Raw genomic sequence first — 16,097 nt, 5'->3', positions numbered from 1 at the left:
GCATGGAGTACCTCGTCCTCGCTCTCGTTCTGCTGGGCGTGCTCGTACTCGGTGGTGTGGGGCTCGTGGTGCCCGCCTGCGCCGCCGGGCCGAGCTGCCACCGCCGCCGCCACCTCTGCCGTCGGTGGAGGCGCCGGTCGGGATCGAGCCCGAGGCCCCGACCGCCGAGGCGGTGCCGCTGGAGACGCCCGAGCCGACCGCCGGGCGTCTCGTCCGGCTGCGCGCCCGGCTGTCCCGCTCGCAGAACGTCTTCGGCAAGAGCCTGCTCGGCCTGCTCGCCCGGGACCGGCTCGACGACGACGCCTGGGACGAGGTCGAAGAGAGCCTGATCAGCGCCGACGTCGGCGTCGAGGCGACCCGCGAGATCGTCGAACGGCTGCGCGAGCGGACCCGGGTGCTCGGCACCCGCAGCCCCGACGAGCTGCGCGGGCTGCTGACCGACGAGCTGGTCGCGGCGCTCGAACCGGACCTGGACCGGTCGCTCAAGACCGACGGCAAGCCCACCGTGGTGCTGGTCGTCGGGGTCAACGGCTCCGGCAAGACCACCACCTGCGGCAAGATCGCCCGGGTCCTGGTGGCCGACGGGCACACCGTGCTGCTCGGCGCGGCCGACACGTTCCGGGCCGCCGCCGCCGACCAGCTCGCCACCTGGGCCGGCCGGGTGGGCGCCGAGGTCGTACGCGGGCCGGAGGGGGCCGACCCGGCGAGCGTGGCGTTCGACGCGGTGCGCCGCGGCGTCGAGACCGGGGTCGACACGGTCCTGGTCGACACCGCCGGCCGGCTGCAGAACAAGGTCGGCCTCATGGACGAGCTCGGCAAGGTCAAGCGGGTGGTGGAGAAGCACGGGCCGGTCGACGAGACGCTGCTCGTGCTCGACGCCACCACCGGGCAGAACGGCCTGGAGCAGGCGCGGGTCTTCACCGAAGTGGTGGACGTCACCGGCGTCGTGCTCACCAAGCTGGACGGGACCGCCAAGGGTGGCATCGTCATCGCCGTACAGCGCAAGCTGGGCATCCCCGTCAAGCTGGTCGGCCTGGGCGAGGGCCCGGACGACCTCGCGCCGTTCGACCCGAAACAATTCGTGGACGCGTTGCTTGGCACGGACGCGTAACCTCGGGTGACTTACCGCGATCAGGCGCCGCGCCTCGGGAGACCGTACGTGACTTCGCAAGAGATCCCGCTCCGCGGCGGGAACGTCAGCACCGTGGTGCGGGTGGGGGACACGGTGCGGCGCAATGCCGGCCCGTGGACCCCGTCAGTACATGCGTTGTTGCGCCATCTGGAGTACGTCGGGTTCACCGGCTCGCCGCGGGCCCTCGGCATGGACGAACGCAACCGCGAGGTCCTCTCCTATCTGGAGGGTGAGTGCGGCGAGTACCCGCTCGCCCCGCACTGGGTCACCGACGAGGCCCTGGTGACCGTGGCCACGATGCTGCGGATGTTCCACGACGCGCAGTACGGCTTCAACCCGCCCGCGGGCGCGGTCTGGCGCTCGTTCGGCCCGCCACCGCCGGACACCGAGGTGATCTGTCACCACGACGCCGCGCCGCACAACGTGATCTGGCGGCCGGACGGCACCCTGGCACTGATCGACTTCGACCTCGCCTCGCCGGGCGCGCGCATCTACGACGTGGCGTACGCGGCGTGGACCTGGGTGCCGCTCTTCTCCGACCGGGACTCGTACACCCTGGGCTGGAAGCGCCCCAACCGGCCGCGGCGGCTGCGGCTGTTCGCCGACGCGTACGGCCTGATCCCGCGGGACCGGCACCGCCTGGTGCGCACCATCCGGAAGCGGATCGTGGATCACGTCGAGGGGATCCGCCGGATGGCCGCTGCCGGAGATCCGGCTTTTGTCCGCATTGTACATAAAGGTCACCTTCGGCGGCCTATGCGAGACTTGCGGCTCTTGGACTACGAGCGCCACACTCTTGAGTACGCCCTGCGCTGAGGTAATGAGCCTTTCTTCACACGTCCGAAACAAAGCGTCACCTGGCGGAAACCGAGCAGGCACTCTGCGCGAAACAGCGACCTTGGAAGCTTCCGCGCAACCGGCGTGGGGCAACGCTGCCCAGTTTTCAGCCGGAGGGAGGCATACCAACCGAGAGGAGGCAGCGTGGAGGTCGACCCCGGGCAAACTGCCTGGCTACTTCTGTCGTCTGCACTCGTGCTGCTCATGACGCCGGGTCTGGCCCTGTTCTATGGGGGCCTCAACCGGTCCAAGGGCGTACTCAACATGATGATGATGAGCTTCAGCGCCATCGGGCTCATCTCCGTACTTTGGATTCTCTACGGCTTCTCACTGGCGTTCGGCACCAACAGCAACGCCGGCCTGCAGAACATCATCGGCAGCTTCAGCACGTACACGGGCAACAAGAACTTCATGGCCGAGATCTGGCTCTTCGGCGGCCAGCCCATCGGCATCCCCACGTACGTCTTCCTGGCGTTCCAGATGATGTTCGCCATCATCACGGTCGCCCTGATCAGTGGTGCGGTATCCGACCGGATGAAGTTCGCCGGCTGGCTGCTCTTCGCATTCGGCTGGTTCACGCTGGTCTACATCCCGGTCGCGCACTGGATCTGGGGCGTCGGCTTCATCAACACCAAGATCCAGGCGCTGGACTTCGCCGGTGGTACCGCCGTGCACATCAACGCCGGTGCGGCCGCCCTCGGCCTCATTCTGGTGCTGGGCAAGCGCATCGGCTGGCCGAGGGAGAGCTTCAAGCCGCACAACGTGCCGATGGTGGCGCTCGGCGCCGGCCTGCTGTGGTTCGGCTGGTTCGGCTTCAACGCCGGCTCGGAGCTCACCGCCGACTCGCTGACCGCGGTGGCCTTCGTCAACACCCAGGTCGCCACGGCCGCCGCCCTGATGGGCTGGATCATCATCGAGTGGATCCGGGACGGCAAGCCGACCCTGGTGGGTGCCTCGTCCGGCGCCGTCGCCGGCCTGGTCGCGATCACCCCGGCGTGTGGCTTCGTCGCCCCGTGGGCCGCGGTGATCATCGGTCTGATCGCCGGTGCGGTCTGCGCCCTGGCGGTCAGCCTGAAGTACCGGTTCGGCTTCGACGACTCGCTCGACGTGGTCGGCGTCCACTTCGTCGGCGGTTGGATCGGCTCGCTGTCGATCGGCTTCTTCGGCACGCTCCAGATCAACTCGCTGCTGAACGACCCCGCCAGCTTCAACGGCGCGGGCGAGGGACTGTTCTACGGCGGCGGGGTGACCCAGCTGCTGCGGCAGGCGGCCGCGAGCGGCATCGTCTCGGTCTACTCGTTCGGGGTGGCCGCGCTGATCGCCCTCGCGATCAAGTTCACGATCGGTCTGCGTACCACGGCCGAGGCCGAGGTCGAGGGCATCGACGTCGCGGAGCACGCGGAGAGCGGCTACGACCTCTCGCCGACGACGGGTAGCGCGTTCGCGCAGGCGGGCATCGCCCCGTCCAGCAACAGTGCGGCGCCGGCTACGGCGCCGGCCAGCGAGAAGGTCGCCGGTTAACCTCAGACCGATGGAGGGATTGAGCATGAAGCTGGTGACCGCGGTCATCAAGCCGTACCAGCTCGACGCGGTAAAGGAGGCTCTGCACGCCCTCGGCGTCGCCGGCCTCACCGTGAGCGAGGTGCAGGGGTACGGGCGCCAGAAGGGCCACACCGAGGTGTACCGGGGTGCCGAGTACACAGTGGAGTTCCTTCCGAAGATCCGGGTCGAGGTGCTGACCGACGAGATCGACGTCGAGAAGGTCGTCGACGCGGTCGTCACGGCGGCGCGTACCGGAAAGATCGGTGACGGCAAGGTGTGGGTTACGGCGGTGGAAGACGTCGTCCGGGTCCGCACCGGCGAGCGCGGCCTGGACGCGCTCTGATAGAGATCACGAAGAATGTCGGTGCCGCCGCACGCGTGGAGCGTGCGGCGGCGCTTGACATGTGGCTGTCCTCGCTGGTGCCGCAGTGGCCACCGGGCGTGGCCCTGGTCGCGTTCGGCGGGCTCGGCCGGCTCCAGTGCGCCCGCACAGCGACCTCGACCTGATCCTGCTGCACACCGGCGTGCCCGGCATCGAGGAGCTCGCGTCGTCGATCTGGTACCCGGTCTGGGACACCCGCATCGGCCTCGACCACTCGGTTCGCACGATCCCGGAGGCGCTCTCCGTCGCCCACGACGACGTGAAGGTCTCCCTCAGCCTGCTCGACGCCCGGCACGTGGCCGGCGACCGCGACCTGTCCAGCCAGCTCGTGGAGGCCGCCGCCGAGCAGTGGCGGCGCACCGCCGTACGCCAGCTGGCGCGGCTGCGGGAGATCACCCTGAGCCGCTGGAAGGCGCACGGCGAGCTGGCCTTCCTCCTGGAGGGCGACCTGAAGGAGGCGGCCGGCGGCCTGCGCGACGTCGGCATCCTGCGGGCCATCGCGCAGGCCGGGCTGGCCGACACGATGCGCCCGGCCGTACGCGCGGCCCACCTGCGGCTGCTGGACACCCGCGACGCCCTGCACGCCACCGTCGGCCGGCGGGTCGACCGCCTCGTGGCCCAGGAGCGCGCGGCCGTGGCCAGCATGCTCGACCTCGACGACGGCGACACGCTGCTGCGCCGGGTGGCCAGCGACGCCCGCACCATCACCCACGCCCTCGACGACGGCTGGCGTACGGCCGACCGCCTCCGCTCCGGCCGCCGCGCACGCGGGTCGGACGGCAAGCCGCAGCGCCGCCCGGTCGCCCGCGACGTCGTGGAGCAGGACGGCGAGCTGGTCCTGGCGCGTACCGCGATCGGCGCCCGCCCCGACCCGAGCCTGTCGCTGCGGGTCGCCGCCGCCGCGGCCGTCACCCAACTGCCGATCGCGCGGGCCACCTGCGAGTGGCTCGCCGCGTACAGCCCGCCGCTGCCGTCGCCGTGGCCGGCCGCCGCCCGCGACGCCCTGGTCACGCTGCTCGGCGCCGGCCTCGGGCTGGTGCCGACCTGGGAGACCTGCGACCGGTACGGCCTGGTCGACGGCTGGCTGCCCGAGTGGACCCGGATGCGCAGCCTGCCGCAGCACAACGCGGTGCACCGCTTCACGCTCGACCGGCACCTGGTGCAGGCGGCGTACGAGGCGACCGCGCACACCCGCGAGGTCGGACGGCCGGACCTGCTGCTGCTGGGTGCCTTCCTGCACGACGTGGGCAAGGGGCTGCCCGGCGACCACAGCCTGGTGGGCGCGCCGATCGCCGCGGCGGTGGCTCAGCGCATCGGCCTGCCCGCCGAAGACGTCGCCGTCATCGAAAAGCTCGTCCGGCTGCACCTGCTGCTGCCCGACGTCGCCACCCGCCGCGACCTGTCCGACCCGGTCACCATCCGCGGCGTGGCCGCCGCCGTCGGCGACACCACCACGCTGAGCCTGCTGCACGGCCTGGCCCGCGCCGACGCCCAGGCCACCGGCCCGGCCGCCTGGTCCGACTGGAAGGGCCGGCTCATCGCCGAGCTGGTCCGCCGGGTGCACACCGCGCTCGACACCGGCGCGCTGCCCGACCCGCCGAAGCCCGATCCGTCGCTGGTGGCGGGGCCCCTACCCGTCGTACACCTGGATGGAGAGCGAGTGGCGGTGGCCGCGGCGGACCGGCGCGGGCTGCTCGCGGCGGTGGCCGGTTGTCTGGCGCTGCACCGGCTGGAGGTGCTGACCGCGGACGCGTCCACGGTGGACGGCCGGGCGCTGGTGGAGTTTCGGGTGCAGCCGCGCTACGGCACCCCGCCCGACGCGGTGGCGCTGGCCAACGACCTGCGCCGGGCGGTGTCCGGCGACGTGTCGGTGACGCAGCGGCTGCGCGGGCGGGCACTCGCCGCGCGGCCGGGCGGCAGCCACGCGGCGCCGAGGGTCGTGTGGCACCGGGAGGCGGCCACGGACGCGGTGGTCGTCGAACTGCGCGCGGCCGACGCCCCGGGCCTGCTGTACCGGGTGACGTCCGCGCTGGACGAGGCCGGCGCCCAGGTACGCGCGGCGCGGATCTCCACGCTGGGCGGCGACGTGGTGGACGCGTTCTACCTGGTCGGCACCTGGGCCGACGAAACCGAACGCGAAAAGGTCGAAGCCGCCGTCCTGGCCGCCGCCGGCTAGGTGCAAGGAAGGGCACCCTGTTATCGCATTTTGCATAGGAGGGGACCCTTCCTAACACGTACGTCAGCGCGCGTACACGGGGAGCCGCTTTGAGGGGGATGTAGCCAGGGGGTGCGGGGGCAGGCTCAAGGGCATGTTTCCTGTTGAGACGCATCTTCTTACCAAGCGGTACGGGGAGCTCGTCGCCGTGGACGGGATCTCGCTCACCGTGCACGGCGGTGAGATCTACGGCTTCCTCGGGCCGAACGGGGCGGGCAAGACGACCACGCTGCGCATGCTGCTCGGGCTGGTCCGCCCGACCTCGGGCACCATCCGCCTCTTCGGCAAGGGGCCGGGGCACCTGGAAGAGGTCGGCGCGCTGATCGAGGGGCCGGGCTTCTATCCGTACCTGTCCGGGCGGGACAACCTGCGCGTGCTGGCCCGCTACGCGGGGTGCGCGCCGGGGCGGATCGACACCGTGCTGGAGCTGGTCGACCTGGTGAGCCGGGCCAAGGACCGCTACTCCACGTACTCGCTGGGCATGAAGCAGCGCCTCGGCGTGGCCGCCGCGCTGCTCAAGGATCCGCGCCTGCTGATCCTCGACGAGCCCACCAACGGGCTGGACCCGGCCGGCATGGCGGACATGCGCACGCTGATCCGCAGGCTGGGCGCGGCCGGCACGACCGTGCTGCTCTCCAGCCACCTGCTCGGCGAGGTCCAGCAGATCTGCGACCGGGTGGGCGTGGTCTCCCGCGGCCGGCTGGTCGCCGAGAGCACGGTTGCCGAGCTGCGCGGCGGGGCGCGGCTGCGGGTGGTGGCGGACCCCATCGAGGACGCCGCCGCGCGCGCCCGCGCGCTGCTGGGCGAGGACCGGGTACGCCTCGACGGTGCCGGCCTGGAGCTGGACGTCACGCCGGAGAAGGCGTCCTGGATCAACGCCGAACTGGTCCACGCCGGCATCGCGGTCAGCGAGCTGGGCGTACGCGAACGAGAGCTCGAAGACGTCTTCCTGGAATTGACAAACGGAGGGCTGACCCATGTGGGGTAGCACGCGAGCCGAGATCACCAAGCTGGTACGGCGCCCGGCGAGCTGGCTGCTGCTGGCCGTCGCGATCGTGCTCAGCCTGACCTTCACGTACCTGGTCCCGTACGCCGGGGCGAACGGCGCCTCCGAGGGCGTGCCGAGCGCCGAACGGGGCGTCGCCGCGACGCTGCCGGATCAGCTGGTCGGCAACTCGATCGGCGGCCTGCCGGTCTTCGCCGGCGCGATCGTGCTGATCCTGGCCGTGCTCGCGGTCGGCGGGGAGTACGGCTGGGGCACCTGGAAGACCGTGCTCGCCCAGGGCCCGTCCCGGCTCACCGTGTACGCCGGGAAGATCACCGCGATCGCCGCGGCGGTCCTCGTCTACGTGCTGGCGCTCTTCGCGGCCGGCGCGGTGACCAGCGCGTTCATCGCGGCAGCCGAGGGCGCGCCGGCGAACTGGCCCTCGTTCGTCGACCTCCTCGGCGGCGTGGGCGCCGGGTGGCTGATGGCGATGATGTGGGCCGGGCTCGGCGTGGTGCTGGCGGTCGGGCTGCGCGGGGTGGCCCTGCCGATCGGGCTGGGCCTGGTCTGGCTGCTCGCCGTGCAGAACCTGCTCACCGGCATCGCCGCACCCCTGCTGGACTGGGTCGACCGGCTGCAGGAGTGGCTGCCCGGCCCGAACGCGGGCTCGCTGGCCGCCTCGCTCGGCAGCTCGGCCGACGCGCCCGGGGTGGCGGTCCTGGTCGGGGACGCGCACGCGGTGGCCGTCATGGCCGCGTACCTGGTGCTCTTCGTCGGGCTCGGTGGGCTGTTGCTGCGCCGCCGTGACGTGATCTAGCAGGATGGGGCCCGTGAAGCTCGTCGACGGCCTGCTCGCCGCCGTTCTGCTCCTCATCGGGCTGGGCGGCACCGGGCAGGCCGGGCGGGTCCAGGACATCCACGTGACGCCCTGGATGTACGCCTTCGTCGTGGTCGCCGCGCTGGCCTTGACCGTGCGGCGCCGGTGGCCGCTCGGCACGCTGGCGGTGGTGGCCACGGCCGCCTCGACGTACCTGGTGATCGGTGGGCCGTACGGGCCGATCCTGCTGTCGTTCCTGGTCGCGGTCTACACGGTCGCCCGGCACCTGCCGATGCGCCGCGCCGTGTTCGCCGCCGGCGCCGCGCTGCTGGTCCTGCTGGCCCACGTCGTCGTGAGCGCGGAACTGGCCGACCTGGTGCCCGCGTCCGCGTGGGTGGCGGTGCCGTTCGCGGTGGGCGTCACCATCCGGCTCAGCCGCGAGGCCGCCGCCCGCGCCCAGGCCGACCTGGCCCGGCAGTACGCCGACGAGGAGCGGCTGCGGGTCGCCCAGGAGGTGCACGACGTGGTTGGCCACGGCCTGTCCGCCATCAACATGCAGGCCGAGATCGCCCTGCACCTGCTCCCCAAGCAGCCCGAACAGGCGGAGGCGGCGCTCACCGCGATCAGCCGCACGAGCCGCGAGGCACTCGACGAACTCCGGGTAACGCTCGCGCTCGTACGGCGTACCAAGGATGGCGAAACCAGATCGGCCACGGCGGGCCTGGCCCGTCTGGACGACCTGGTGTCCCGGATGTCCGAGACCGGCGTGCCGGTCACGGTCGAGACCGTCGGCGAGCGGCGGGACCTTCCGGCGGCGATCGACCTGGCAGCATATCGGGTGGTGCAGGAGTCGCTGACGAACGTGCTGCGGCACGCGGGGGCCGCCACCGCCCGGGTGCGGCTGGAGTTTCGTCCCGAGGAGGTGAGCGTGGAGGTGATCGACACCGGCCGCGGGCCGTCCGGCCCGCCTTCCGGCGGGCACGGCCTCGCCGGCATGCGCGAGCGGATCGCCGCGCTGGGTGGGGAATTCAGCGCCGGGCCCGCGCCGGTCCAGGGCTTCCGGGTGTACGCCAGGGTGCCGTTGCCATGATTCGAGTGGTGATCGCGGACGACCAGGATCTGGTGCGGCTGGGCCTGCGCACGCTCGTGAGCAGCGAAGACGACCTGACCGTGGCCGGCGAGGCGGCGGACGGGCTGGCCGCGGTGGACGTGGCCCGGCGCGAACGCCCCGACGTGGTGCTCATGGACGTGCGGATGCCCGGCATCGACGGCATCGAGGCGACCCGCCGGATCGTGGCGGACCCGGCGCTTTCCGATACCCGCGTGGTCGTGCTCACCACCTTCGAGCTGGACGAGTACGTCTTCGACGCGCTCCGGCACGGCGCCAGCGGCTTCTTGATCAAGGACACCAAGCCGGCCGAGCTGCTGCGCGCGATCCGGCTGGTGGCGGGCGGCGAGGCGCTGCTGTCGCCGTCGGTGACCCGCCGGGTGGTGCGGGAGTTCGCGACCCGCCCGTCGCGGGTGGCCAAGCCGCACCCCCAGCTGGACACCCTCACCGAGCGGGAACGCGAGATCGTCGGGCTGGTCGGCGAGGGGCTGAGCAACGACGAGATCGCCGAACGCCTGGTGGTGAGCCCGGCGACGGCCCGCACCCACGTGTCCCGCGCGATGATCAAGCTGAGCGCGCGGGACCGGGCCCAACTGGTGGTCTTCGCCTACCAGTCGGGGTTGGTGGATATGTAGGGCCGGCTACTCTTGAGCGCGTGTTTGACACCTTGAGCGACCGGCTCTCCGGGATCTTCAGCAAGCTGCGGGGCAAGGGCCGGCTGACCGAAGCCGACATCGATGCCACCGCGCGCGAGATCCGCCTCGCGCTGCTGGAGGCGGACGTAGCGCTGCCCGTCGTCAAGGCGTTCATCGCGAACCTCAAGGAGCGGGCGCGCGGCGCCGAGGTCTCCCAGGCGCTCAACCCGGCCCAGCAGGTCATCAAGATCGTGCACGAGGAGCTGGTGGCCGTCCTGGGCGGCGAGGCGCGGCGGCTCCGGTTCGCCAAGCAGCCGCCGACCGTGATCATGCTGGCCGGCCTCCAGGGCTCCGGTAAGACCACCCTCGCGGGCAAGCTGGCCCGCTGGCTCAAGGCGCAAGGTCACCAGCCGCTGCTGGTCGCCGCCGACCTCCAGCGCCCCAACGCCGTCGGGCAGCTCCAGGTGCTCGGTGGCCGCGCCGGCGTCGAGGTGTACGCCCCGGAGCCCGGCAACGGCGTCGGCGACCCCGTGAAGGTGGCCCGCGACTCCGTCGAGCACGCCCGCCGGGTCGCCCGCGACATCGTCATCGTCGACACCGCCGGCCGACTCGGCATCGACGCCGAGATGATGGCCCAGGCGGCTTCGATCCGCGACGCGATCGACCCCGACGAGATCGTGTTCGTCATCGACGCGATGGTCGGCCAGGACGCGGTCACCACCGCCGAGGCGTTCCGCGACGGCGTGGGCATCACCGGCGTCGTCCTGTCCAAGCTTGACGGTGACGCCCGCGGCGGTGCGGCGCTGTCCGTACGGCACGTGACCGGCGAGCCGATCCTCTTCGCGTCCACCGGCGAAAAGCTGGAAGACTTCGACGTCTTCCACCCCGACCGGATGGCCAGCCGGATCCTCGGCATGGGCGACATGCTCACCCTCATCGAGCAGGCCGAGCAGGCGTTCGACGATGATCAGAAAGAGAAGATGGCCGCCAAGCTCATGGGCGGCCAGACATTCACGCTGGAAGATTTCCTCGACCAGCTCATCGCCGTACGCCGGATGGGACCCATCGCGAACGTGCTCGCCATGATGCCGGGCATGGGTCAGATGAAGGACCAGCTGGCCGACCTGGACGACAAGCACTTCGACCGGGTCACCGCGATCATCCGCTCGATGACCCCCGGCGAGCGCACCAACCCGAAGATCATCAACGGCTCCCGCCGAGCCCGCATCGCCGGCGGCTCGGGCGTCACCGTGATGGACGTCAACCAGCTGCTCAACCGCTTCGCCGAGGCGCAGAAGGTGATGAAGCAGATGGGCGGCATGATGGGCCTGCCCGGCGCCCGCCGCAAGGCGACCAAGTCCCCGAAGAACAAGCGCAAGGGCGGCCGGAGCGGCGGCGGCCGGCCACGCATTCCCGGCGGCGGTTTCCCGGGTGGCATGCCTGGTGGGATGCCGCAGTTGCCACCGGGAATGGACCCTGGCGCATTGGGCGGCGGCACCGGCGGATTCAAGGCGCCGAAGTTGGATTTCGGCAAGCTGGGTAGGAAAAAAATGGGGGACTCGGACCAACCCTGATGGGGCGGCAGAATCATCCGTGAGGTGATTAGGGTGACGCTGAGTCTGCCGCAGCGCGAGGTGTGGACCGTCGACGACCTGGCCGAGTTGCCGCCCGACCTTCCGTACGAGCTCGTCAACGGAAGGTTGATCCTCTTGTCGCCCACGACCCTTCACCAGTTCCTGTGCCTTGAGATTGCGTTGGCGCTCCGAGTCAGTTGTCCGGCCGCCTATCTCCCCGTCTTCGATCTTTCGCTCGACGTCAGCCGCTTCTGCGAGCCGCGGCCCGACGTCGTCGTGATTGATCCGGCACACATCGACAAGCATCCGCCGCCCGTCGAGGACGCGCTCCTAGCTGTCGAGATCGTTTCGAAGGATTCGAAAGTCCGGGACCTTTACGACAAGGCCGGCATGTACGCCGCCGCAGGCGTCGACCGGCACTGGGTGATCGACCCGCTGGGTGACAAGATTTCCCTTGCCGAGCACGTCCTGGAGCCGAAGCTGCGCCGCTACGCGATTGTCCGGCAGACGACCGACGTGTTCACCACCAACGAGCCGTACTCGATCACCGTCGACTTGCCGGCACTGACGGCCCGCCGCGACGAGTTGTTGGCCCGGACCAAGACGGGGGAGTGACGATCGGGTAGGACTGTGCGCATGGCGTTACATGTGCGCGGGGTCCTGCTTCCGGACGACGAAGAGCGCGACCTGTGGCTGGTCGGCGACACGGTGACCTTCACCCCGGTCCCTGACGCGGAGACCATCGCCGGCGGCGGGTACGTGCTTCCGGGGCTGGTCGACGCGCACTGCCACATCGGCATCGCGCCGGGCGGGGCGCCGATCTCCGGGATCGCGGAGGCCAAGGAGCTCGCCGCCAAGGACCGGGACGCCGGCGTGCTCGCCATCCGGGACGCCGGCTCGCCGTACCCGTACCCGCAGCTCGACGACGACCCCGACGTGCCGCGGCTGGCGCGCGCCGGCCGGCATGTCGCCCCGCCCAAGCGCTACCTGCGCGACATCGGCGTGGAGGTCGGCGCGCCGGACGTACCGGCGGAGGTGGCCGCGCAGGCGCGGGCCGGGAACGGCTGGGTGAAGCTGGTCGGCGACTGGATCGACCGCGGTGTAGGTGACCTGGCGCCGGCATGGGACGCGGCGACGCTGACCGCGGCCGTACGGGCGGCGCAGGCGGCGGGGCGCGGATCACGGCGCACACGTTCTCCGAGGAGGCGGTGGCGGTGCTCGTACGGGCCGGCATCGACTGCGTGGAGCACGGCACGGGGCTGTCGGTGGACCTGATCGACGAGATGGCCCGGCGGGGGACGGCGCTGGTGCCCACGATGATCAATATCGCCACGTTCGGCGGGATCGCGGCGCGGGCCGAGGAGAAGTTCCCCGCGTACGCCCAGCACATGCGCGCCCTCGGCGACGGCTTCCCCGAGGTGGTGCGCGCGGCGTACGACGCGGGTGTCCCGCTCTACGTCGGCACCGACGCGGGCGGCGGGATCGCCCACGGCCGGGTCGCCGACGAGATGCTGCGCATGCACGAGGTGGCCGGCATCCCGGCGGGTGACGTTTTGCGGTCGGCGTCGTGGGGGGCCCGGGCGTGGTTGGGCTTCCCCGGCCTGGTCGAGGGCGGTTTGGCCGACCTGGTCGTGTACGACTCCGACCCTCGCGAGGACCTACGCGTGGTCCGCGCCCCGAAGCGCATCGTGCTCCGCGGCCGCGTCCTCCTCTGACGGCTGCTCGGCCAGGCCCCCGCCACCGCGCCGATCAAGGACTTCCACGCCGATCAAGGGCAAACGGCCGTGGAAAAGAGATCAAACCACGACCGTTTGCCCTTGATCGACGCCAAAGTCCTTGATCGACGGGCAAGCGCCGAACCTGTCGACGTCCGCCATCCCCAAAGCGGACACGGACGCCGCCCGATGAGGTTGCACACCGGCGCCGGACTAGGATGTCGGCTCATGGCACGTGTGCTCACTCCCCGGACGGAAGACTTTCCCCGCTGGTACCAGGACGTCATCGCGAAGGCGCAGCTGGCTGACAATGGCCCGGTGCGCGGCACGATGGTGATCCGCCCGACCGGGTACGCCATCTGGGAGCGCATGGTCGCCGAGATGGACGCCCGGATCAAGGCGGCCGGCGCGGAGAACGCGTACTTCCCGCTCTTCATCCCGGAGAGTTACCTGCGCCGCGAGGCCGAGCACGTGGAGGGCTTCTCGCCGGAGCTGGCGGTGGTCACCCACGGTGGCGGCAAGCAGCTCGCCGAGCCGGTCGTGGTGCGGCCGACCAGCGAGACGGTGATCGGCGAGTTCATGGCCAAGTGGGTCGACTCGTACCGGGACCTGCCGCTGCTGCTCAACCAGTGGGCCAACGTCGTGCGCTGGGAGCTGCGTCCGCGGATCTTCCTGCGGACGAGCGAGTTCCTGTGGCAGGAGGGGCACACCGCCCACGCCACCGAGGCCGACGCGCGGGCCTACGCCCGCAAGATCCTCCATGAGGTGTACGAGGACTTCATGGTCGGCGTGCTGGGCATCCCGGTGCTGGTCGGGCGCAAGACCAACAGGGAGCGGTTCGCGGGCGCGACCAGCACGTACACGCTCGAAGGCATGATGGGCGACGGCAAGGCGCTGCAGCTGGGCACGTCGCACGAACTGGGGCAGAATTTCGCCCGCGCGTTCGACATCACGTTCACTTCGTCGACCAGCACGGTCGACCACGCCTGGACCACGTCCTGGGGCACCACCACGCGCATGATCGGCGGCATGATCATGGTGCACGGCGACGACAACGGCCTGCGCGTGCCGCCGCGGCTCGCGCCGATCCAGGCGTACCTGATGGTGGTGAAGGAAGGGGACGGCGTGGGCGAGGCGGCGGCCAAGCTCCGCGACGCCTTGCGCGACGCGGGGGTCCGCGTCGGCTTCGACGACCGCGTCGACACCCCTTCGGCCGCCGGGCCGTCGACGCCGAGCTCAAGGGCTATCCGGTACGCGTAGAGCTCGGTCCCCGCGACCTCGCGGCCGGCAACGCGGTGGTGGTCCGCCGGGCGGACGGCTCGAAGACCCCCGTGCCGGTGCCGGACGTCGTCTCGGCGGTGCTCGCCGCGCTCCAGGCCGACCAGCAGAAGCTGCACGACGACGCGCTGGCGTTCCGTCTCGACCGCACCGTCGAGGTCAAGACCCTGGCGGAGGCCATCGAGGCCACCGCCACCGGGTGGGCCCGGGTGCCGTGGTCGGTGGTCGGCGCGGCGGGCGAGGCGTCGGCCAACGCGGAGGGCGTGACCGTGCGCTGCCTGGTACGCCAGGACGGCTCGGTCCCCGACTCCGAGGACGAGCCCGACCTGGTGGCTGTGCTGGCTCGGGCGTACTGAGTTCGCGCGTTCCGATGCCTTTTTCGCCTGGCCGGCTGATCGTTCACCGCAACGTCCGCCGCGGCCGCATCGGCTGGGTACGCCCCGCCCGCGTGGTCAGCGACGACGAGCGCGGCCTGCTGCTGTGGGTCGCCCGCGGCACACCGGTGGCCAGCGAGGTCACCGACGACGGCAAGAGCATGCGCGAGGTCCCGTTCGCCGAGTTCGTCACCCGGTCGTACCGCCTGCTGCCGGGCACCTGGGCGGGCCCGCCGGTGCTGATGTTCCTCCCGGTCGGGGCGCCGCACTCGGTGTGGTGGTTCCGGGACGACGCCGACCGCTTCGCCAACTGGTACGTCAACCTGGAAGAGCCCGGCGTGCGCTGGGACGACGGCGCGGTGGCCGGGGTCGACATGGTGGACCAGGACCTCGACGTGGTCGCCTGGCCGGGCGGCACCTGGGAGTGGAAGGACGAGGAGGAGTTCGCCGAGCGGCTGGGCTTTCCCGAGCACTACTGGGTCGCCGACGAGGCGGCGGTGCGCGCCGAGGGCCAGCGTGTGATCAAGCTCATCGAGGCGGGCGAGTTTCCGTTTGACGGGACGTGGACCGACTTCGTGCCCGACCCGGCCTGGGCGACGCCCGCGGCGCTGCCCGCCGGATGGGATCGCCCCCGGCCATCTAGCGGGCCGCCGTGTCTGGCACAATGGGACGCTGGTATGCCGGCACGCGTCCGCGCCCTCTAACCCGGACGTGCGGCCAGTCCACCCGAGCTCCGACGCCACAGCCCCACGTGGCGACCGGCAGTTCACCCGTTATCGCGCACAGGAGCGAAACTAACCGTGGCCGTAAAGATCCGGCTCCTGCGGATGGGTAAGATCCGCAACCCGCAATACCGCATCGTCGTCGCCGACTCGCGCACCAAGCGCGACGGTCGGGCGATCGAGTACGTCGGCATTTACCAGCCGAAGGAAGACCCCTCGGTCATCGAAGTCAAGTCGGACCGGGTCCAGCACTGGCTCTCCGTCGGCGCCCAGCCCAGCGAGGCTGTCCAGCGCATCCTGGAGAAGACCGGCGACTGGCAGAAGTTCAAGGGCGAGCCGGCCCCGCCGCCGCTGCTCGTCGCGCCGGAGCGTGCCGACCGCAAGGCGGCGTACGAGGCCGAGGCGAAGGCGGCCGCCGGGCTCGCGGAGGCGGCTCCGGCCAGGCCCGCGAAGAAGGCAGCCAAGAAGGCGGCGGCCCCTGCGGACGCTGCCGAGAAGACCGAGGAGCAGGCCGGTGCCACCTCCGGCGAGCAGGTCTGAGGTGGCCCTCCGGCCCGCGCTGGAGCACCTCGTCAAGGGCATAGTCGACCACCCGGACGACGTCCGGGTGCGCATGGTCGACTCCCGCCGCGGCAAGCGGCTCGAGGTGCGGGTACACCCTGAAGATCTCGGTACCGTGATCGGTCGTGGCGGGCGCACCGCGAAGGCGCTGCGTCAGGTGATCGGCTCGATCGGCGGTCGCGGCGTGCGGGTTGACATCGTCGACTCGTACTGAGCCTGC

12 protein-coding genes and 4 pseudogenes are annotated in these 16,097 nt (G+C 71.3%); all 16 read left to right on the top strand.

What is annotated here, in order from left to right:
• The first annotated feature begins 2 nt into the window (after nt 1-2).
• The 16 genes and pseudogenes from ftsY (at nt 3) to Prum_RS12695 (ending at nt 16,091) form a co-directional block, all read left to right on the top strand.
• Nucleotides 3-1,111, top strand: a pseudogene (ftsY, locus tag Prum_RS12770) (signal recognition particle-docking protein FtsY).
• Between the two features lie 6 nt (nt 1,112-1,117).
• The gene (locus tag Prum_RS12765) at nt 1,118-1,948 is read left to right on the top strand and encodes an aminoglycoside phosphotransferase family protein (RefSeq protein ID WP_173076676.1); all 831 of its coding nucleotides are present in this window, start codon (nt 1,118-1,120) and stop codon (nt 1,946-1,948) included.
• A 165-nt stretch (nt 1,949-2,113) separates the two neighbouring features.
• A complete protein-coding gene (locus Prum_RS12760) occupies nt 2,114-3,490 on the top strand; it encodes an ammonium transporter (RefSeq protein ID WP_173076674.1) in 1,377 nt (458 codons plus the stop codon).
• A 25-nt stretch (nt 3,491-3,515) separates the two neighbouring features.
• Nucleotides 3,516-3,854, top strand: coding sequence for a P-II family nitrogen regulator (locus Prum_RS12755; protein ID WP_173041812.1), 339 nt, complete (start codon nt 3,516-3,518; stop codon nt 3,852-3,854).
• Nucleotides 3,851-6,069 (top strand): annotated as a pseudogene (locus Prum_RS12750) ([protein-PII] uridylyltransferase). The gene Prum_RS12755 and the pseudogene Prum_RS12750 overlap by 4 nt, the downstream one beginning before the upstream one ends.
• Before the next feature lie 133 nt (nt 6,070-6,202).
• Nucleotides 6,203-7,096, top strand: coding sequence for an ABC transporter ATP-binding protein (locus tag Prum_RS12745; RefSeq protein WP_173076670.1), 894 nt, complete (start codon nt 6,203-6,205; stop codon nt 7,094-7,096).
• Nucleotides 7,086-7,910, top strand: a complete 825-nt coding sequence (locus Prum_RS12740; protein ID WP_173076668.1) for an ABC transporter permease — start codon at nt 7,086-7,088, stop codon at nt 7,908-7,910. Before Prum_RS12745 ends, Prum_RS12740 begins: the two co-directional genes overlap by 11 nt.
• A 4-nt stretch (nt 7,911-7,914) precedes the next feature.
• On the top strand, nt 7,915-9,000 hold the full coding sequence (locus tag Prum_RS12735; protein ID WP_173076667.1) for a sensor histidine kinase: 1,086 nt from the start codon (nt 7,915-7,917) through the stop codon (nt 8,998-9,000).
• The gene (locus Prum_RS12730; RefSeq protein WP_173076665.1) at nt 8,997-9,653 is read left to right on the top strand and encodes a response regulator transcription factor; all 657 of its coding nucleotides are present in this window, start codon (nt 8,997-8,999) and stop codon (nt 9,651-9,653) included. Before Prum_RS12735 ends, Prum_RS12730 begins: the two co-directional genes overlap by 4 nt.
• Before the next feature lie 20 nt (nt 9,654-9,673).
• Entirely contained in the window at nt 9,674-11,227 is a 1,554-nt protein-coding gene (gene ffh, locus Prum_RS12725; RefSeq protein WP_173076663.1) for a signal recognition particle protein, read from the top strand.
• 33 nt (nt 11,228-11,260) lie between these two features.
• Nucleotides 11,261-11,842 (top strand): Uma2 family endonuclease, encoded by a 582-nt coding sequence (locus Prum_RS12720; protein WP_246277855.1) that lies wholly within the window; start codon nt 11,261-11,263, stop codon nt 11,840-11,842.
• 21 nt (nt 11,843-11,863) lie between these two features.
• Nucleotides 11,864-12,942, top strand: a pseudogene (locus Prum_RS12715) (amidohydrolase family protein).
• Nucleotides 12,943-13,170: 228 nt separating this feature from the next.
• Nucleotides 13,171-14,576, top strand: a pseudogene (gene proS / locus Prum_RS12710) (proline--tRNA ligase).
• A gap of 14 nt (nt 14,577-14,590) precedes the next feature.
• Nucleotides 14,591-15,298 carry a ribonuclease FAU-1 family protein gene (locus Prum_RS12705; protein ID WP_173076661.1) on the top strand — a complete coding sequence of 236 codons (708 nt, stop codon included), beginning with the start codon at nt 14,591-14,593 and terminating at the stop codon, nt 15,296-15,298.
• A gap of 96 nt (nt 15,299-15,394) precedes the next feature.
• On the top strand, nt 15,395-15,856 hold the full coding sequence (gene rpsP / locus Prum_RS12700; RefSeq protein WP_173076659.1) for a 30S ribosomal protein S16: 462 nt from the start codon (nt 15,395-15,397) through the stop codon (nt 15,854-15,856).
• Entirely contained in the window at nt 15,831-16,091 is a 261-nt protein-coding gene (locus tag Prum_RS12695; protein ID WP_173076657.1) for an RNA-binding protein, read from the top strand. The genes rpsP and Prum_RS12695 overlap by 26 nt, the downstream gene beginning before the upstream one ends.
• Nucleotides 16,092-16,097 lie beyond the last annotated feature (6 nt).

Source organism: Phytohabitans rumicis (assembly GCF_011764445.1).
Classification (GTDB): domain Bacteria; phylum Actinomycetota; class Actinomycetes; order Mycobacteriales; family Micromonosporaceae; genus Phytohabitans; species Phytohabitans rumicis.
Note: the sequence above shows the minus strand (reverse complement) of the source record. Positions and strands in the feature narration are given on the sequence as shown.